At 71.5% G+C, this 17,184-nt stretch carries 19 protein-coding genes; 13 read left to right on the top strand and 6 right to left on the bottom strand.

Features of this window, described 5'->3' with window-relative positions:
• Positions 1 to 34 precede the first annotated feature (34 nt).
• The 8 genes from DMB66_RS41100 to DMB66_RS41065 all read left to right on the top strand — a co-directional run bounded on the left by DMB66_RS41100 (position 35) and on the right by DMB66_RS41065 (position 5,584).
• Positions 35 to 433 carry a Fur family transcriptional regulator gene (locus tag DMB66_RS41100; RefSeq protein ID WP_125809553.1) on the top strand — a complete coding sequence of 133 codons (399 nt, stop codon included), beginning with the start codon at positions 35 to 37 and terminating at the stop codon, positions 431 to 433.
• On the top strand, positions 430 to 1,491 hold the full coding sequence (locus tag DMB66_RS41095) for a folate-binding protein YgfZ (RefSeq protein ID WP_125809541.1): 1,062 nt from the start codon (positions 430 to 432) through the stop codon (positions 1,489 to 1,491). Before DMB66_RS41100 ends, DMB66_RS41095 begins: the two co-directional genes overlap by 4 nt.
• Before the next feature lie 27 nt (positions 1,492 to 1,518).
• On the top strand, positions 1,519 to 2,352 hold the full coding sequence (locus DMB66_RS41090; RefSeq protein WP_125809540.1) for a 3-keto-5-aminohexanoate cleavage protein: 834 nt from the start codon (positions 1,519 to 1,521) through the stop codon (positions 2,350 to 2,352).
• Positions 2,349 to 3,284 (top strand): asparaginase, encoded by a 936-nt coding sequence (locus DMB66_RS41085; RefSeq protein ID WP_125809539.1) that lies wholly within the window; start codon positions 2,349 to 2,351, stop codon positions 3,282 to 3,284. The genes DMB66_RS41090 and DMB66_RS41085 overlap by 4 nt, the downstream gene beginning before the upstream one ends.
• 68 nt (positions 3,285 to 3,352) lie before the next feature.
• Positions 3,353 to 3,868, top strand: coding sequence for a helix-turn-helix domain-containing protein (locus DMB66_RS41080; protein WP_125809538.1), 516 nt, complete (start codon positions 3,353 to 3,355; stop codon positions 3,866 to 3,868).
• Complete coding sequence (locus tag DMB66_RS41075; RefSeq protein WP_125809537.1) at positions 3,865 to 4,314, top strand: hypothetical protein; 450 nt, start codon at positions 3,865 to 3,867, stop codon at positions 4,312 to 4,314. Before DMB66_RS41080 ends, DMB66_RS41075 begins: the two co-directional genes overlap by 4 nt.
• A 71-nt stretch (positions 4,315 to 4,385) precedes the next feature.
• Entirely contained in the window at positions 4,386 to 4,697 is a 312-nt protein-coding gene (locus DMB66_RS41070) for a DUF2516 family protein (protein WP_125809536.1), read from the top strand.
• Entirely contained in the window at positions 4,694 to 5,584 is an 891-nt protein-coding gene (locus tag DMB66_RS41065) for an alpha/beta fold hydrolase (RefSeq protein WP_125809535.1), read from the top strand. The genes DMB66_RS41070 and DMB66_RS41065 overlap by 4 nt, the downstream gene beginning before the upstream one ends.
• 49 nt (positions 5,585 to 5,633) lie before the next feature.
• Here the strand turns inward: DMB66_RS41065 and DMB66_RS41060 are convergent, their stop codons facing one another.
• A complete protein-coding gene (locus tag DMB66_RS41060; protein ID WP_125809534.1) occupies positions 5,634 to 6,671 on the bottom strand; it encodes a PKD domain-containing protein in 1,038 nt (345 codons plus the stop codon).
• A gap of 151 nt (positions 6,672 to 6,822) precedes the next feature.
• Between DMB66_RS41060 and DMB66_RS41055 the strand changes: the two genes are divergently transcribed.
• The gene (locus DMB66_RS41055) at positions 6,823 to 7,296 is read left to right on the top strand and encodes a hypothetical protein (RefSeq protein ID WP_125809533.1); all 474 of its coding nucleotides are present in this window, start codon (positions 6,823 to 6,825) and stop codon (positions 7,294 to 7,296) included.
• 30 nt (positions 7,297 to 7,326) lie between these two features.
• Positions 7,327 to 8,217, top strand: a complete 891-nt coding sequence (locus DMB66_RS41050; RefSeq protein WP_370320205.1) for an EI24 domain-containing protein — start codon at positions 7,327 to 7,329, stop codon at positions 8,215 to 8,217.
• Positions 8,218 to 8,331: 114 nt separating this feature from the next.
• Here DMB66_RS41050 and DMB66_RS41045 read toward each other — a convergent pair whose 3' ends face one another.
• The 3 genes from DMB66_RS41045 to DMB66_RS41035 form a co-directional block, all read right to left on the bottom strand.
• Positions 8,332 to 9,348 (bottom strand): LacI family DNA-binding transcriptional regulator, encoded by a 1,017-nt coding sequence (locus DMB66_RS41045; protein ID WP_125809532.1) that lies wholly within the window; start codon positions 9,346 to 9,348, stop codon positions 8,332 to 8,334.
• Between the two features lie 4 nt (positions 9,349 to 9,352).
• Entirely contained in the window at positions 9,353 to 10,780 is a 1,428-nt protein-coding gene (locus DMB66_RS41040) for a GH1 family beta-glucosidase (RefSeq protein WP_125809531.1), read from the bottom strand.
• Between the two features lie 181 nt (positions 10,781 to 10,961).
• A complete protein-coding gene (locus tag DMB66_RS41035) occupies positions 10,962 to 11,768 on the bottom strand; it encodes a maleylpyruvate isomerase family mycothiol-dependent enzyme (RefSeq protein WP_125809530.1) in 807 nt (268 codons plus the stop codon).
• 66 nt (positions 11,769 to 11,834) lie between these two features.
• Here DMB66_RS41035 and DMB66_RS41030 point away from each other — a divergent pair, with 66 nt between their 5' ends.
• The gene (locus tag DMB66_RS41030) at positions 11,835 to 12,923 is read left to right on the top strand and encodes a UDP-N-acetylmuramate dehydrogenase (protein WP_125809529.1); all 1,089 of its coding nucleotides are present in this window, start codon (positions 11,835 to 11,837) and stop codon (positions 12,921 to 12,923) included.
• A 39-nt stretch (positions 12,924 to 12,962) separates the two neighbouring features.
• Here DMB66_RS41030 and DMB66_RS41025 read toward each other — a convergent pair whose 3' ends face one another.
• Both DMB66_RS41025 and DMB66_RS41020 read right to left on the bottom strand, forming a co-directional pair.
• Complete coding sequence (locus DMB66_RS41025) at positions 12,963 to 13,484, bottom strand: CAP domain-containing protein (protein ID WP_233625207.1); 522 nt, start codon at positions 13,482 to 13,484, stop codon at positions 12,963 to 12,965.
• Between the two features lie 116 nt (positions 13,485 to 13,600).
• Positions 13,601 to 14,314, bottom strand: a complete 714-nt coding sequence (locus DMB66_RS41020) for a sensor histidine kinase KdpD (RefSeq protein WP_125809527.1) — start codon at positions 14,312 to 14,314, stop codon at positions 13,601 to 13,603.
• A gap of 221 nt (positions 14,315 to 14,535) precedes the next feature.
• Between DMB66_RS41020 and DMB66_RS41015 the strand changes: the two genes are divergently transcribed.
• Both DMB66_RS41015 and DMB66_RS41010 read left to right on the top strand, forming a co-directional pair.
• Positions 14,536 to 15,234 (top strand): response regulator transcription factor, encoded by a 699-nt coding sequence (locus tag DMB66_RS41015; protein ID WP_125809526.1) that lies wholly within the window; start codon positions 14,536 to 14,538, stop codon positions 15,232 to 15,234.
• A 127-nt stretch (positions 15,235 to 15,361) separates the two neighbouring features.
• Positions 15,362 to 17,184, top strand: a 1,823-nt coding sequence (locus tag DMB66_RS41010; RefSeq protein ID WP_148112807.1) for a chemotaxis protein CheA, incomplete at its 3' end; no start/stop codon positions are given.

Here is a 17,184-nt window from a genome sequence, read left to right as displayed (position 1 = left end):
TGCTCTAAGTGTGTCCTCCTCTTCCCTTGCCGAAATGCTCCGGGAACGCGGCCTGCGACTCACTCCGCAGCGCCAGCTGATTCTGGAGGCGGTGCACGAGCTGGGCCACGCGACTCCCGAGCAGATCCATCACACCGTGCGGGAGCGTGCCGCGGGCGTCAACATCACCACCGTCTACCGCACCCTCGAGCTGCTCGAGGATCTGCGCCTGGTCAGCCACACGCATCTGTCGCACGGGTCCCCGACCTACCACCGGGCGGGCGAGGACCAGCACGTCCATCTCGTCTGCCGCAACTGCGGCTCGATCGACGAGGTCGATCCCAGCGTGATGCAGCCCGTGACCGAGCAGCTGCAGCGGGACCGCAACTTCCGGGTCGACGTGGGGCACGTGTCCCTGTTCGGCGTCTGCGGCGACTGCAAGGAGCAGCAATGACCACGGTCCTGATCGAGGAGCTGGAGCCCGCGTCGGCCGACGCCGGGGTGCCGGCCCACTATGGCGACCCGATGCGCGAGCAGCGCATCCTCGACACGGCGGTGGGCCTGGTCGATCGCTCCAACCGTGACGTGCTGGCCGTGCCGGGCGAGGAACGGGCGAGCTGGCTGCACACCCTCACCACCCAGCACCTGAGCGACCTGCGCGCCGGGCAGGGCACCGAGCTGCTCGTGCTCTCCCCGCACGGGCACGTCGAGCAGCACGCCCTGGTCGCCGAGGACGGCACCACCGCCTGGCTGGACACCGAGCCAGGCACCGGCGCGGGCCTGCTCAAATACCTCGAGATGATGCGCTTCTTCACCAAGGTCGAGCCGCGTGACGCGACGGCCGAGATCGCCGTGCTGTCCCTGGTCGGGCCGCAGGCCGTGGCCGCGGCGCGGGAGCATCTCGGCGTCGCGCTGGATGAGCCGCGGGTCTTCGACGTGCCCGGCCCCAAGTTCGCCGCCGGCACGGTGCCGGCCGAGCCGACCGCGCTCTACGACGTGCGCCCGTTCGGCGACGGTGCCCTGGCGCGCCGCGGTGCGCTCGGTGTCGACCTGCTCGTGCCGCGCTCGTCGCTGGAGGCTGTGCTCGCGCTGCTGGCCGACGTGCCGAGGGCTGGGCTGTGGGCATACGAGGCGGTCCGGGTGGCGCACCGGTTGCCGCGGCTGGGCTGGGAGACCGACCACCGGACGATCCCGTCCGAGGCCGGCTTCGTCGCGCCGGCCGTGCACCTCGACAAGGGCTGCTACCGGGGCCAGGAGACCATCGCCCGGGTGCATCACCTGGGCAAGCCGCCGCGTCGCCTGGTGCTGCTGCACCTCGACGGGATCGCCACCGACCAGCCGCCCGCGCAGGGCACTCCGGTGACCCTGGACGGCCGGGCCGTCGGCTATGTCGGCACCGGCGTACGCCACTACGAGCTGGGCATGATCGCCCTGGCGGTGGTCAAGCGCAACGTCGCCGACGACGCGTCCCTGCTGGTCGGGGAATCAGCCGCGGCCATCGACGTCCCCTGAGGGCAACCGGCATGGCAGGATCGCGGGATGACCGGGACCCTCATCACTGTCGCGCCCACCGGCGCGGAGAGCAGTAAGGCAGCCGTACCCGCGCTGCCGGTGACGATCGACGAGCTGGTGGCGACCGCGAAGGAGTGCGAGGCGCTCGGCGCCGCGATCGTGCATGTGCATATCCGCGACGACGCGGCCGAGCCGACCCTGGACCAGGGCCGGCTGCGCGAGACCGTGGCCGCGCTGCGGCAGTCGACCAGCCTGATCGTGCAGCTCTCCTCGGGCGGCGCGGTCACCGATCCCGAGGCCGACCGGCTGGCCGTGCTGGACGCGGGGCCGGAGATGGCCTCCTGCACGATGGGCACGGTCAACTTCGGTGACGGCGTCTTCCTGAACCGCTGGGAGTTCATCGTCGACCTGCACACCCGGATGCGCGACAAGGGCATCGTGCCCGAGTACGAGATCTTCGACCTGGGCCAGCTCACCACCCTGCAGCGCCTGCTCACCCAGCACGGCCTGCCGCACGGCGGGCATGTGCACGTCGACTTGGTGATGGGGGTGCCCGGCGGCATGCCCGGCACAGCCGCCGCGCTGGTCGCGTGCCACCAGGCGATCCGGGACCTGCCGGCGGGCACCACGTTCTCCGCCACCGGCATCGGCCGCAGCACGATCCCGGTGATGCTGGCATCGCTGTCCGCGGGCGGGCATCTGCGGGTCGGCATGGAAGACACCGTCACCTACGCGAAGGGCCGCCCCGTGGAGTCGAACATGCAGCTCGTGGCCCGGGCGGTCGGCTTCGCCCAGCTCGCCCAGCGCCCGCCGCTGACCACCGCCGAGGCGCGCGAGCTGCTCGGGGTGACGCCCCGATGATCCTCGCCGAGGTCGTACGCTCCGGCTTCGTCGAGTCCGTGCACTACGGCTCGGTGGTCGTGCTGGACGCCGCCGGCCGGGTGGTCGCCGCCGTCGGTGACGTCGCCGGCCCGTCCTTCCCGCGGTCGTCCAACAAGCCGCTGCAGACCGTCGGGATGCTCCGCGCGGGCCTGCGGACCGCCGAGCCGGCCGATCTCGCGCTGATCAGCGGCAGCCACTTCGGTGAGCCGTTCCACGTCGCCCGGACCCGGCAGATCCTGGCCACGGCCGGGCTGGACGAGAGCGCGTTGCGCTGCCCGCCGGCGCTGCCGTCGTCGGAGCTCGAGCGGGACATCGTGCTGCGCGACGGCGGCGGCGCTACGCCGATCCTGATGAACTGCTCCGGCAAGCACGCCGGGATGCTCGCCACCTGCGTGGTGAACGGCTGGTCGCTGGAGGACTACCGCGACGCCAAGCACCCGCTGCAGGTCGCGCTGGCCGACGCGGTGAGCGAGCTGGCCGGTGAGCCGATCGCGGCGACCGGCATCGACGGCTGCGGCGCGCCGTGCTTCGCCGTCTCGCTGACCGCGCTGGCGCGGGGCTTCCAGCGGCTGGTGGACGCGCCGCCGACCTCCTTCGAGCGGCTGGTGGCCGACACGATGCGCACCGACCCGGAGCTGGTGGCGGGCACCGGCGAGGACGACACCCTGCTGATGCGGGGCGTGCCCGGGCTGCTGGCCAAGGGCGGTGCCGAGGGAGTGCTCGCGGTGGCCGTCGCGGGCGTCGGCGCGGTGGCGATCAAGGTGGGTGACGGTGCCATGCGGGCCCGGATGCCGGTGCTGGTGTCCGCGCTGCGCCGGCTCGGCCTCACGGCTCCGGTGCTCGACGAGCTGGCGACCGTGCCGGTGATCGGTGGCGGCGTGCGGGTGGGTGAGGTTCGCGCCGCCTGGTGACGGGCTTCACGCTAGCTCTTGTTAGCGTTTGCTTGCAAGAGCTAGCAGTCCCGGCTACCGTCGTATGCATGGCCGCACCGAAGGATCTGCCCCAGGACATCGGCGAGTTCATCCGTGACCTGCGACAGACCGCGAAGATCTCGCTCCGGCAGCTCGCTGACCGGGCGGGCGTGAGCAACCCGTATCTCAGCCAGATCGAGCGCGGCCTGCGCAAGCCCAGCGCCGAGGTGCTGCAGCAACTGGCCAGCGCGTTGCGGGTGTCGACGCCCGCGATGTACCTGCGTGCCGGCCTGCTCGACGGCGAGGGACAGCAGGGGGTGCTGGCCGCCATCGCGGTCGATCCCGAGCTGACGATCGCCCAGAAGCAGTCCCTCTCGCAGATCTACGAGACGTTCCGCAACGAGACCGCCCGGCAGGCGCCGGCGGCGACCACGCCTGACGAGGGCGCGCCCGGCGACGGCGTGCCCGGTGTGATCGTGCCCGACGAGGACGAGGCCCTCCGGGCCGTCATCCACGACGTGGCGGTCGTCGACGGCGGCACCGCACCCGCACCCAAGACCACTCAGCCCGAGGAGAAATCATGACCCAGCAGACCAAGACCCGTTTCCCCGCCCCGCTCTACGCCGCCGCCGGCGCCGGTGACCTGGCCTACCAGCAGCTGCGCAAGCTGCCGGCCGTCGTGACCGAGCTGAGCGACCGCGCCGTCGCCTCGCTGCGCACCGCGAACGACACGGCGAACACCACCGCCACCTCGCTCAAGACCACGGCGACGAGCACCGACTTCGACAAGCTGCGCGAGAGCGCCGCCGCCAGCGCTGCCGCGTTCGCCCACGCCGCGCAGGAGCGTGCGGTCGCCGTCTACACCTCGCTGGTCGCGCACGGCGAGCGCGTGGTCGGCACCGGCGTGGTCGAGGCCGCCGACGTGGTCAACGCCGACATCGCGGCCACCGAGGAGCCCAAGGCTGTCGAGGCCGCCGCGGCGACCCCGAAGCCGCGCAAGCGCGCCACCACCCGCCCGACCACCAAGTAGGTAGCGGCACGGAACGCGATTGATCCGCAGGCCCCGGCGCAAGCTGGGGCCTGCGGCATAGACTGGCGGTCATGGTCTCCAGCGCGCCGCTGTTCTTTCGTGACGTCCAGTTCTACATCGACGTGCTCGTGGTTATCGGCTCGATGGTCGTGCAAGCCGTCGCCTTTATCCACTGCGTCACGCAGCGCGGCGACGGCTTCCAGGCGATCGGGACGCTGCCCAAGGGCGCGTGGCTCGCGATTCTCGCCGTCTGCATGGTGCTGACCCTGCTGCTCGGCGCCACCGGCATCTTCGGCCTCGTCGGCGTGGCCGCGGCGCTGATCTATTTGCTCGACGTCCGGCCCGGCCTGCGTGACCTGTCGGACGGCAAGGGCTTCTGGTGAAGCGCCTCCGCTGGCCGCCGCCCCCGGACGGTGGCCCGCGGAGCTCCGGTCCCGGGCCCAGTGCCCCGCGCAGCGGCCGGCCCACCCTGCCGATGCCGCCCACCCAGCTGATCGAGACTCCGCACGGCGGCCGGCTGGAGCAGCTGGTCACCGGGGTCGGCGAGCCGGTCACCGTCTTCGCGCACGGGCTGGCCGGCGACATCGCCGGCACCCGCCCGCTGGGCAGCGCCGTTCTCGGCCGCCGGGTGTTCTTCCACTTTCGAGGGCACGGCCGCTCCGAGGCGCCGCCCGGGCCGTGGAGCTTCGCCGATCTCGCCGAGGACCTGCGGGCCGTCGCGGACCGGGCCGGAGCGAGCCGCGCGCTCGGGGTCAGCATGGGTGCCGGTGCACTGTGCCGGCTGCTCTCGGCCACGCCCGACCGCTTCGAGCGGATCGTGCTCTATCTGCCCTCGGCGCTGGACGGCGTGCGGCCGCCGGTGGCCGAGACCCGGCTGGCCCGGCTGCTCGCCGCCGTCGAGTCGGGGGAGGCGGCCCTGGTCGCCGAGGCCGTCGAGCCGGAGCTGCCGCCCTCGGTGCGCAACACGCCGACCGGCTGGAGCTATCTGCGCCAGCGCGTCGAGCAGCTGCTGACCGACGGCCTCGCCCCGGAGCTGGACACGCTGTGGCGCGCGCCGGCGGTGCCCGACGAGTCGGTGCTGGCCGCGTTCCCGGGCCGGGCGCTGGTGATCGGCTGTGTCGGCGACGACGTGCACCCCGCGCCGGTCGCCGAACGCCTCGCCGGCCTGCTGCCGGATGCGGAGCTGCAGATATACGACCGTCCGGCCCTGCTCTGGACGCACCGCAAAGAGCTCCGCGAACGCATCTCGACGTTCCTCAACCCCACCTGACGCGAGAAAGCCCGGACCGACCGGTCCGGGCTTTCTGGGGGTACGGGGCTCAGCTGGTGAGCTTCTGCACCTTGAACTTCCAGCCGTTGTCGTTGCCGGCCCGGTCCACGGCCACGTGGTCCACCTCGAGGTAGTAGCCCTTCGAGAGACCGGGCACGGTGAGCTTCCAGACACCCTTGGAGTCCACACCGCGCCAGGAGACGGCCGCGTTCGGGATCTTGGTCTTGCCCGGCGTGTACCTGATCCACTTCTTCTTGCTGAAGTTGTAGTAGTAGTCCTTGGTGGAGGTCCACTTCCACAGCTGCACGCCGACCGAGTCCATGCCGATCTGGCCGTCCTTCGCCGTGCCCTGGATCGTCTTCCAGGACTTCGCGCTCTTCGGCTTGCTCGGCACCTTGAGCGCGCTGCTCGGGGCGGTGCGGTCGACCTTCGCCGTGTAGCTGCCGGCGGCCTTCGCGGTCGTCTTGCCCTGGGCGTTCTCCAGGGTGACCTTCGCGGCGTAGGTGCCGACCGGGTAATAGTGCGTCGTCGAGGTGTGGGTGCGGGCGAGCAGGCTGGTCTTGCCGTCGCCCCAGTCCACCCAGACCCGGGTCGCGCTGGCCGGCATGCGCGAGATCAGCAGCTTGGCGGTGGCACCGCCGCCCGTCCAGGTCCAGTTCGAGGCCACGTTGAACCGGAAGGCGCCGCCGGCGGTGGCGACCTGCACGTTCGAGCTGGCGTTGGTGATGGTGGCCGTGCCCTCGCCGGCGTCCGTGTCCGTCAGCTTGACCGTGACCGGGTAGCTGCCGTTGGCGGCATACTTGTGCGTCGCCTTGACGGCGTCCGCCGCCAGGGTCTCGATGGGCGAGCCGTCGCCCCAGTTCACCGTGCGCTCGGCGACGGTCTCCGGGGTGCTGTCCTCCAGTGTGGCCTGGGTCAGCGTGACCTGCTGTCCCGTCCAGATGCTGGTGCTGTCCAGGGTGTAGGTGCCGGTCAGGGTGCCCTCGGCCCAGGCAGGCGAGCCGAACAGGCCCGCGCCGGTCACCGTGCCCGCCCCGAGGGCGAGGGTCAGCATCGCGGCGAGACCGCGAGGTCGTCCGGAATTCATGTCGCTCCCCGTGAAATGGTGTTCGCATTCGATGCGAGCCGATGGACAGTACCGGGACAGCGCGCGGCTGATCAAGCGGCCGATTGACGGGTAATTCGGGGCGGACCCCGCTACGCCGTAACTTTTCGGGCGCCCGATCCGGTGATGATGCGTGCGGTTCTCCCCCAGATCGATCTTTTTCAGCGTTGTCGCCCTCGGCCTGCCGTTTGCCGTCACCGTCGGCTGGACCGTCGGCACCCCGGCCCCCGCACCTCCTCCGGTGAGCGCTCCCGGCGGGGCCGGCGGGATCGGCGCCGCGCCGGCGCGGGGCGCCACCCCGGCCACGCCCTCGGTCCTTGACTGGTCACCCAGGTCGCCGAAGCCGGTGGCGGTGGCCGTGGCGGTGGAGTCGGCGCTGCCCGGCATCCCCGGTGCGACCAGACCCAGTACGGCGCCGAGCAGCACCCCGCCGTCCGCCATCGCCGGTTCCGGCGAACCGGAACCGGGCCTGACGCTGCTGCCGCCGGTGCCGACCCCGACCTCGATCATCACCACGCCGCCGAGCCCGTCGGCGACCGCGCCGTCGGCAAGCGTCGAACCGGACACCTCCGGCCTCGGAGCGGCCCGGCTGGTCCGGGGGTCCTAACCGGGCGTCACGCGGCTAAGCTCCCGGACCGTGGGTGACTCTGAACTGCGGTCCGTGGCCAGCCGGGGCGCTGCGGCGACCGGCAGCGCAGTGCGCGACTTCGCCGCCGGCGCCGGCCTGCTCGGCCGCGGACTGGGCCTGGTCCTGCGCAGTCCCCGGATGCTCGGCCTCGGCCTGCTGCCCGCCGTGATCTCCGGCGTGCTGTACGCCGCCGCCCTGATCGCCTTGATCACCTTCATCTCCGACCTGGCGGCCTGGGTCACCTGGTTCGCCGACGACTGGTCGGCCGGCTGGCGCGACCTGATCCGGGTCATCGCCGGCGCGGCGCTGCTCGGGCTCAGCGGCCTGATCGGCGTGCTCACCTTCACCGCGGTGACGCTGCTGGTCGGCGACCCGTTCTACGAGAAGATCTCCGGCATGGTGGAGGCCCGCTACGGCGGGGTGCCCGACGAGGTCGAGGTGTCGCTGGGTCGCTCGCTGGCCCGCAGCCTGGTCGACTCGCTGCGCCTGATCGGCCTCTCCGTGCTCCTCGGCGTCCCGCTGTTCCTGGCCGGCTTCATTCCGGTGGTCGGCCAGACGGTCGTCCCGGTCGTCGGTGGCTCGGTGGCCGGCTGGCTGCTCGCCGTCGAGCTGACCGGGGTTCCGTTCCAGCGCCGTGGCCGGCGGCTGCGCCATCGCCGGGCGGCCCTGCGGGGCAGGCGGCCGATGGCGCTGGGCTTCGGGGTCGCCGTCTTCGCCTGTTTCCTGATCCCGCTGGGCGCCGTGCTGCTGATGCCGGCGGCGGTCGCCGGCGGCACGCTGCTCTCCCGCAGGGTCCTGGGCCTGCCGATCGAGGGCAAGGGGCCGGGTTTGCCGGCGGAGGGCAGGATGCCGGGCTTGCCGGCCGAGGACAAAGGGCCGGGCTTGCCGGCGGAGGGCTAGGCGCCGGGCCTGTCGGCGGAGGGCTAGGCGCCGGGCCTGTCGGCGGAGGGCTAGGCGCCGGGTTTGCCGGCGGAGGGCAAGGTGCCGGGCCTGTCGGCCGAGGGTTGAGCCGGATCAGGCGGAGGCGCGCACGACCAACTCGGTGGGGAGCACTACGGCGTCGGGGACGTCCGGCCTGTCGTTGACCAGGCCGAGCATCTGCCGGGCCATGGTGCGGCCCATGTCGACGATCGGCTGCCGGACCGTGGTCAGCGGCGGATCGCTGAGCCGGCTGATCTCGAAGTCGTCGAATCCGATCACCGCGACGTCCGCCGGAACCCGCCGGCCGGCGTCCTTCAGCGCCTGCAGCGCGCCGTGGGCCATCATGTCCGACGCGACGAAGACGGCGTCGAGCTCCGGGTTCTCGGTGAGCAGCCGGCGCATCGCCCGCAGGCCGGAATCGCGGGTGAAGTCGCCGAAGGCCACGTGCTCGGTCAGCCCGGCCTCGCGCAGCGTGTCCTGATAGCCGGTGAGCCGGTCGATGCCGGCGATCATGTCCTGGGGCCCGGCGATGGTGGCGATCCGCCGCCGGCCGGTGCCGATCAGGTGCCGGACGGCCTTGCCGACGCCGCCGACGTGGTCCACATCGACGTAGGGGACCGGCAGCTCGGCCGGGGTCATCGGGCGGCCGCTGCACACCACCGGGATGCCGAGCCTGGCCAGCGTCCCGGGCAGCGGGTCGGCGCCGTGCATCGAGGCGAACATGACGCCGTCGACGTGGCCGGCCATCGCATAGCGCTCGACCCGGTCGTGGCTGGCCGCCGAGCCGGCCATCATCAGCACGAGCTGCTTGTCCGCCGCCTCGAGCTCCATGCTGACGCCGCGGATCACCGCGGGGAAGAACAGGTCGTCGGAGAAGACCCGGTTGGCCGTCTCCGGCAGGATCAGCGCTATCGACTCCGTACGCTGGGTGACCAGGCTCCGCGCGGCCTGATTCGGCACGTAGCCCAGCTCGGCGACGGCCAGGTGCACCGCCTCCCGGATCGCCACGGCGACCGTGGTCGACCCGTTGACGACGCGGGAGACGGTCGCCCTTGAGACGCCGGCGCGCCTCGCCACCGCCTCGAGGGTCGGTCGCTCCCGCGTCACCATCAGCTCACTCCCCGATCCGGCCCTGGTCGGTGAGACCGTTGCGCCGGATCACCTCCTGATACCACCGCGCGCTGTCCTTGGGCACCCGGCGCTGCGTGGTGTAGTCCACGTGCACGATGCCGAACCGCTTGGCGTACCCCTCGGCCCATTCGAAATTGTCCATCAACGACCAGGCGAAGTATCCCCGAAGGTCAACGCCGTGGGAAATGGAATCGAGGCACGCTCGCAGATGCGAGTCGAGGTACGCGACCCGGTCGGTGTCGTGCACCGCGCCGTCCTCCGGTGACGGCCCCTGCGGGTACGCGGCACCGTTCTCCGTGATCATCATCGGCACGCCGTAGTCGTCGTGCAGGCGGTTGAGCAGCCGGGTGAGCGCGGCCGGCTCGATCTGCCAGCCGATGTCGGTGATCGGGCCGACCGGCTTGCGGAAGGCGATGCCCTCGCTGCCCGGGGTGTCGAGGGAGGCGGGCTGACCGGGCTTCGCCGACACGTAGGTGGGCGTGTAGTAGTTGACGCCGAGCACGTCGATCGGGGCGTTGATGATCGCCTCGTCGCCGTCGCGGATGTAGGAGAGGTCCGCGAAGCGGGCCATGATCTCGCGTACGTCGTCGGGGTACGCCCCGCGCAGCAGCGGGTCGAGGAAGATCCGGTTGCCGACCCCGTCGACGATCCGGGCGGCGTCGACGTCGGCGGGATTGGCCGGGTCGAGCGGCGCGACCGCGGTCGGGTTCAGGGTGATGCTGACGCTCTGCGCCCCGGCCGAGCGCAGCGCGCGCGCCGCGAGCCCGTGGCCGAGCAGCAGGTGGTGCACGGCCTTGAAGGCCGAGGCCGGGTCCTGGATGCCGGGCGCGTGCACGCCGTTGCCGTAGCCCAGATAGGCCGAGCACCACGGCTCGTTGAGCGTGGTCCAGGTGCGGACCCGGTCGCCGAGGCGGGCGTGCACGATCTGGGCGTACTCGGCGAAGGCCTCCGCGGTCTCCCGGACCGTCCAGCCGCCGCGGTTCTCGAGGGCCTGCGGCAGGTCCCAGTGATAGAGCGTGACGACCGGGTCGATGCCCTTGCCGATCAGCTCGTCGGTCAGCCGGTCGTAGAAATCCAGGCCCCGGGTGTTGACCGGGCCGATGCCGTCGGGCTGGATCCGTGGCCAGGCGATCGAATACCGGTACGAGGCCAGGCCGAGGTCGGCCATCAGCGCGACGTCCTCGACATACCGGTGGTAGTGGTCACACGCCACGTCACCGGTGTGCCCCGCGTACACCCGTCCGGGCGTACGGCTGAAGGTGTCCCAGATGGACGGGCCCCGGCCGTCCTCGTTCACCGCGCCCTCGATCTGGTACGACGCCGTTGCGGCGCCCCAGACGAAGCTGTCCGGGAACCGTACCCCCGATGCCAGCGGATCTTCGCTCGATTCCACCGAGACGGTTGCCGTCATCCTTCACCGCTCCCTGCATGATCCGCCGCTGCCGTGCCGGGCCGCGCCGACCGGCTTTGATCAGCGGCGGGACTATGACGGGCGGCCGGAAGCGGTCGCCCTTAACCGGTACAGCGTAGAGCCATTCGCCTTATCGGGAGTCATCCGGAAGTTGCGGAATCCCTTTTCCGAGGTAGGAGACTCAACCCGCCCGTAGCGCGCTGAACAGGCGCCGGTCGCCGGTGACGACCAGATTGTCCGGATCGATCCGGCCCATCAGGGAGAGCAGCAGGTCACTCGCCGTGCCGGTGGCCTCGGCCCGCGGGTGGTGGTCGTCGCTGTCGAGGATCGTCCCGGTGTCGAGCAGCGCGATGCCCGCGCCGCGGAGCCGGACGAACCACTCATAACTGGCGTCGGTGGCGACGAGATGCACGACGCCGTGCATGTCGGTCGGGCCTTTGCGGCGGCCGGCGGGCAGCCAGGTGTCCAGCACCTCGTTGACCCCGTCGGCGGCGAGCTTGGTCTCGATCGGGGCGGCCCGGCCGGCCGCGGACTCCCCATCCGACCGCCCCGCCACCGCCCTCGAATCGACTGAAGACTGGGCGTCCCAGCGGTGCAGGGAGACCTCGTGGGCCATCCGGCGCTGCCAGAAGCCGGCCTTGCGGGCCTGGGTGGGCCAGCTCCAGCTCGGCAGGTCGGGGTCGAGCGAGTCGAGCGTCTCGACGGTGCCGGTCAGCTCCCGGCGCAGCAGGTCGAGCGCCTCCGGCCACGCGGGCCGCGGCTCGGGGACGACCCGGTCGGCGGGCCGGTCGATCACCCCGCGCGGCGCCAGCTCACGCACCCAGCGCAGCAGGGTGGTGAGGTGCTCGGTGAGATCGGCGACCGTCCAGCCGGGGCACGAGGGCACCACGGCCTCCGGGCCGGTCCGGGCGACGGCATCCTGGAAGGCCGGCCCGTCAGCGCGCAAGGCGGCGAGCCAGAAGTCCTTCGTCGCGTGCAGCCTGTTCATCAGCCTTCTCCCGCTCGAGGAGGACCACCGGTTTCCACGCGGGGCCCGCGGCCTAGGGTGAACGTCGTGCCTGACGTTAGTGCTGACCAACCAACCGCCGCATCCGCCGTGCGTGCCAGTTCGCTGGGGGCGTACACGACGCTACGCCTCGGCGGACCGGCAAGCACATTGACTGTCGCGACCGAACCGGACGAAGCGGTGTCAACCGTACGGGGTGCTGCCCGGAAGGGGCAACCGATCCTGGTGCTCGCGGGCGGCAGCAACGTCGTGATCGGAGACGATGGCTTTCCCGGCACGGTTCTGCTGCTCCGCACGCGGGGTGTGCGGGTGGTCGAGCGGGGCGCCGGGGGCGCGCTGGTGCGGGTGGCCGCGGGCGAGCCCTGGGACGACTTCGTCGCGCACACCCTGGAACGCGGACTGTCCGGACTGGAGGCGCTCTCGGGCATCCCGGGCTCGGCCGGCGCGACACCGATCCAGAACGTGGGCGCGTACGGTCAGGAGGTCGCGCACACCATCGAGGCGGTGCACGTCTACGACCGCGACGACGACAGGATGCGGGTGCTGTCGCTGCCGGAGTGCGGTTTTGCATACCGGTCGAGCATTTTCAAGCACAACGACCGCTGGCTGGTCCTGGAGGTCGACTTCCGGCTGGCGGAGTCCGCCGGCTCCGCCCCGATCCGGTACGCCGAACTGGGCCGGCACCTCGGCGTCGAGGCCGGCGAGCGGGTGAGCGCCGGCCAGGTCCGCGAGACGGTGCTGAAGCTGCGGGCCAGCAAGGGCATGGTGCTCGACCCCGAGGACCTGGACACCCGCTCGGTGGGCTCCTTCTTCACCAACCCGGTGCTCTCCGCCCAGGAGTGGGCGCGCGTCCAGGACCGCCTGGTCGACGCCGGCGAGCCGCCGAGCTGGCCGGCCCCGAACGGCACGGTCAAGGTGCCGGCGGCCTGGCTCATCGAGAAGGCCGGCTTCGGCAAGGGGTACGGCGGCACCGGCGGCGTGGCGATCTCCTCCAAGCACACGCTGGCCCTGACTCACCGCGGCGGCGGCACCACGGCGGCCCTGCTGGGCCTGGCCCGCGAGATCCGCGACGGGGTACGGGGCCGGTTCGGTGTCGTTCTGCACCCCGAACCGGTCCTGATCAACTGCTCGCTGTAGCGAGGCTGTAGCAAGGGCTGTAGCAAGGGCCGTAGCGAGTCAGCGCCAGCCGAAGACCTGTGTCCAGTAGTAGGTGCCGTTGACGGCCTGCTGGACACCGGCGCCGAACGACTTCACGGCGCAGTTCAGGATGTTCCGGCGGTGCGGCGGGCTGGCCATCCAGGCGGCCATGACCTCGGCCGAGTTGGCGAAGCCGTAGGCCACGTTCTCGCCGGCCACCGCCGGGTAGCCGGCCGCCAGCGACCGGGACTGGAAGGTCGAGCCGCGCCAGCCGAAGTGGCCGAAGTCGCCGGTGGCGGCCATGTAGTGGCTCTGCCGGACGGAGGCGACGGTCAGTTCCTCGTCCACGGTGAGCGCGGGGCACCCGGCGCGTACCCGTTCCTCGTTGGTCAGCGTGACCACCTCCGCGCCGAGGACTTGCTCGGTCGTCGGGCCGGTCCGCACCGGCCCGGTCGCGGTCGTGGGGGCCGCGGGCTCGGCGTGCGCGGGCGCCGCGGCGAGCCCGAGCAGGGCGATCGGTACGGCCGTGACAAGGGCGAGACGACGTACGGAATCCAACAAGGTGCTGCCTCCCGGTCCACGGCCGGGCGCCTGTCGCCCGGCATCGTAATCGGATCGGCTTTTCGGGTGTACGTCCCTTCTTTCGCCGTTTCCGACGAACGATTGCGAGGTCCGTGTCAGCCTGAGGGGATGATCAGCGGAAGGTCGATCTCGGCGCCCGCGCCCGTTTGCGGGTCGAATGTCAGCCGCACCGAGCCGCCGTGCCGGGCGGCGATCGCCTCCGCGAGCAGCATCCAGACGGCGGTGCTGCGCCGCCGGTGCGGTGGGTCCGGGGTGGCCAGCATCCCGGCCATCAGGTGCTCGTCGGTCAGTTGCTCGGCCTGTCGCGCGGTGACTCGCACCGCCCAGCCCGCCGGCCCGGCCGTGGCGCTCACGGTGGCCGACCGGTCCGCCGCCCCGCTGGCCACCGTGCCGACCACCGCGTAGAAGAGGTCGCGCAGCAGCGGCGCGTCGACCGACAGCGGCGGTCCGGCGCCGGCCTGGACGGTCGCCGCCGTGTACGGCTCCCGGCTGGCCAGCAGCTCGGCGGCCTCGTGGATCAGCGCGGGAAGGTCCACCGGGGCCGGCCGCAGCTCCAGGTCCCCGGTCTGCAGCCGGGTCACCAGCATCAGGTCCTCGACCAGGGTGAGCATCCGGTCGGTGTTGCGCCGGACGGCGGCCAGCGCGACCGAGCGCTCGGTCGGTGCCAGGTCGTCGGTGTCGAGGCTCTCGGTGAAGGAGGCGATGGTGGTCAGCGGCGTCCGCAGTTCGTGCGAGATGACGGTGAGGAAGCGTGGCTGCAGCGCGCCTCCCGACAGAACCGGGGGCGCGGGAGGGGGGACGGGGCTCATCGGTGGTCCACCGATCGGCCCCGGAAGCGGAAGCGCACGCTGAACTATAACTTTCCGTATATGAACCGACACGTCACGCTATCGTGGTTTTGAACATTTCATCTTCGTCGTCCGCGGTCGCGGGGGGCGCAAGCAAGACGCTGACCGATGCCGCGCGTGCCGTGCCGGGCCGGGCAGCCGCGTCAGGCGACGCAACGGCGGAGGGTCATGGTGATGGGAGCATGAGCAGATTGCTTGTGGTCGAGGACGACCCGGACATCGCGTTGGCCCTGAAGTTGCTGTTCAGCCGCGCCGGCTACGAGGTAGCGCATGCCGGTGACGGCCGTACCGGCCTCAAGGAGGCGTACGCCGAACACCCCGACCTGGTGGTGCTCGACGTCGGCCTGCCGGAGATGGACGGCTGGCAGGTGCTCGAACGACTGCGCGACGTCTCGGACGTACCGGTGCTGGTGCTGACCGCGCACGGCCAGGAGGCGGAGAAGGTCCGCGGCCTGCGCGGCGGCGCGGACGACTACCTCACCAAGCCGTTCGCGAACAACGAACTGCTCGCCCGGGTCGAGGCGCTGCTGCGCCGCTCGTCCGGGGCACAGAACAGCTGGGCCAGCCAGATCTACGACGACGGGCTGGTGCACCTGGACCCGACCAAGCGCCGGGTCTACGTCAAGGGCGACGAGAAGCGCCTCACCCCCACGGAGTTCCGGCTGCTCAACGCGCTGGTCCGGCACGCGGGCGCGGTGCTCAGCCCGAATCAGCTGCTGACCCAGGCCTGGGACGACCCGACCGGCATCGGCCAGGAGCGGGTCAAGTTCGCCGTCCTGCGGCTGCGTCGCAAGCTCGGCTGGACCGATCCCGAGGACTCGCCGATCGAATCTGTGCGCGGTTTCGGTTACCGCTACCGCCGCCCGGGTGGTGACACCTGAGCCGACCCGCGGCGGAAAACCAATGCGAATTCATTGGATGAGCCGGCGGTGGTAGCAGTCCGGGTGTCCTCAGGTGAGGAGCCGGGAGGTCGATGAACAGCATGGGGAAACGAGCAGGAGGTAGTCCGTGGAAGACCTTGGCGAGATCGTCGGCGAATTCCTCATGGAGAGCCATGAGAACCTGGATCAGATCGACCGGGATCTCGTCGCTCTCGAACAGGAGCCGGGATCGCGTGACCTGATCTCACGTATCTTCCGGGCAATCCACACCATCAAGGGCACGAGTGGGTTCCTGGCGTTCAGCCGGCTCGAGACGCTCGCGCACGCCGGCGAGTCGCTGCTGTCGCGCCTGCGGGACGGCGTCCAGCCGGTCACGCCGACCACGATCACGACGCTGCTCGCCACGATCGACGGCGTGCGCTCGCTGCTGGAGTCGATCGAGCAGGACGGCAACGAGGGCGACGTCGACGTCGACAGCATCATCACCGCCGTACACGCCCAGATGAACGCGCCCGGCGAGGCCGCCGCACCGGCGGAGGCCGCGAAGCCGGCCGAGGCGCCGGTGCCGCTGGTGGAGACGCCCGTGCGCGCGGCGCCCGAGCCGGTGGAGGGGCAGCGGAAGCCGCTCGGCGAGATGCTCGTCGAGTCCGGCGCCGCGGCGCCCAGCGACGTCGGCTCCGCGCTGCAGCAACAGCTCGAGGGCGACGAGCGCAAACTCGGCGCGATCCTGCTCGAGGAGGGCAAGGCGGCCCCGGCGGCGGTCAACGAGGCCCTGCAGGCCCAGGCACCGAAGCGCAGCGTCGCCGACAGCGCGATCCGGGTCGACGTCGACCTGCTGGACGGCCTGATGAACCTGGTCGGTGAGCTGGTCCTCGCGCGCAACCAGCTGGTCCGCGGCGTGATGGAGACCGGCGACTCCGGCCTGGTCCGCGTCGCCCAGCGGCTCGGCATGATCACCAGTGAGCTGCAAGAGGGCATCATGAAGACCCGGATGCAGCCGATCGAGCACATCTGGTCGAAGCTGCCCCGGGTCATCCGGGACCTGAGCCAGTCGCTCGGCAAGCGGGTCGAGCTGGTGATGGAGGGCAAGGAGACCGAGCTCGACCGCAGCCTGCTCGAGGCCGTCAAGGACCCGCTCACCCACCTGGTGCGCAACGCGGTGGACCACGGCATCGAAGAGGCCGACAAGCGGGTCGCCGCCGGCAAGCCGGCCGAGGGCACGCTGACGCTGCGCGCGTACCACGAGGGTGGGCACGTCGCGGTCGATGTGGCCGACGACGGTGCGGGCATCGACGTGGAGCGGATCGCCGCGAAGGCGATCGAGAAGGGCCTGCTGCGCGCCGAGCAGGTCGCCACGATGGACAAGCGCGAGATCATGGCGATGGTCTTCCAGCCGGGCTTCTCCACCGCCGCCAAGGTGACCAACGTGTCCGGGCGCGGCGTCGGCATGGACGTCGTCAAGACCAACATCGAGCGGATCGGCGGCGCGGTCAGCGTCGACTCGACGCTGGGCGAGGGTACGGTCTGGCGCCTCACCATCCCGCTCACCCTGGCCATCATCCAGGCGCTGACCGTGGACTGCGGCGACCAGCGCTACGTGGTGCCGCAGGTGGCCGTGCTGGAGCTGGTCTTCATCGACGGCCAGTCCACGAAGATCGAGTACGCCTCCGGCGCGCCGGTCTACCGGCTGCGCGGCAAGCTGCTGCCGCTGGTCCGGCTGGACCGGACGCTCGGCCTCGACGTCGGCGGTGACCAGGGCGTCTACATCATGGTGCTGCACGCCGACGGGCGCCGCTTCGGCCTGGTCGTGGACCGCGTCCTGAACACCGAGGAAGTGGTGGTCAAGGCGCTCAACAGCAGGTTCAAGGACATCGGCCTGTACGCCGGCGCCACCATCCTGGGCGACGGCAAGGTCGGCCTGATCCTGGACGTCTCCTCGCTCGCCCGGCG

It is taken from the genome of Actinoplanes sp. ATCC 53533 (assembly GCF_003947245.1).
This window is presented reverse-complemented; position numbering and strand designations above follow the sequence as displayed.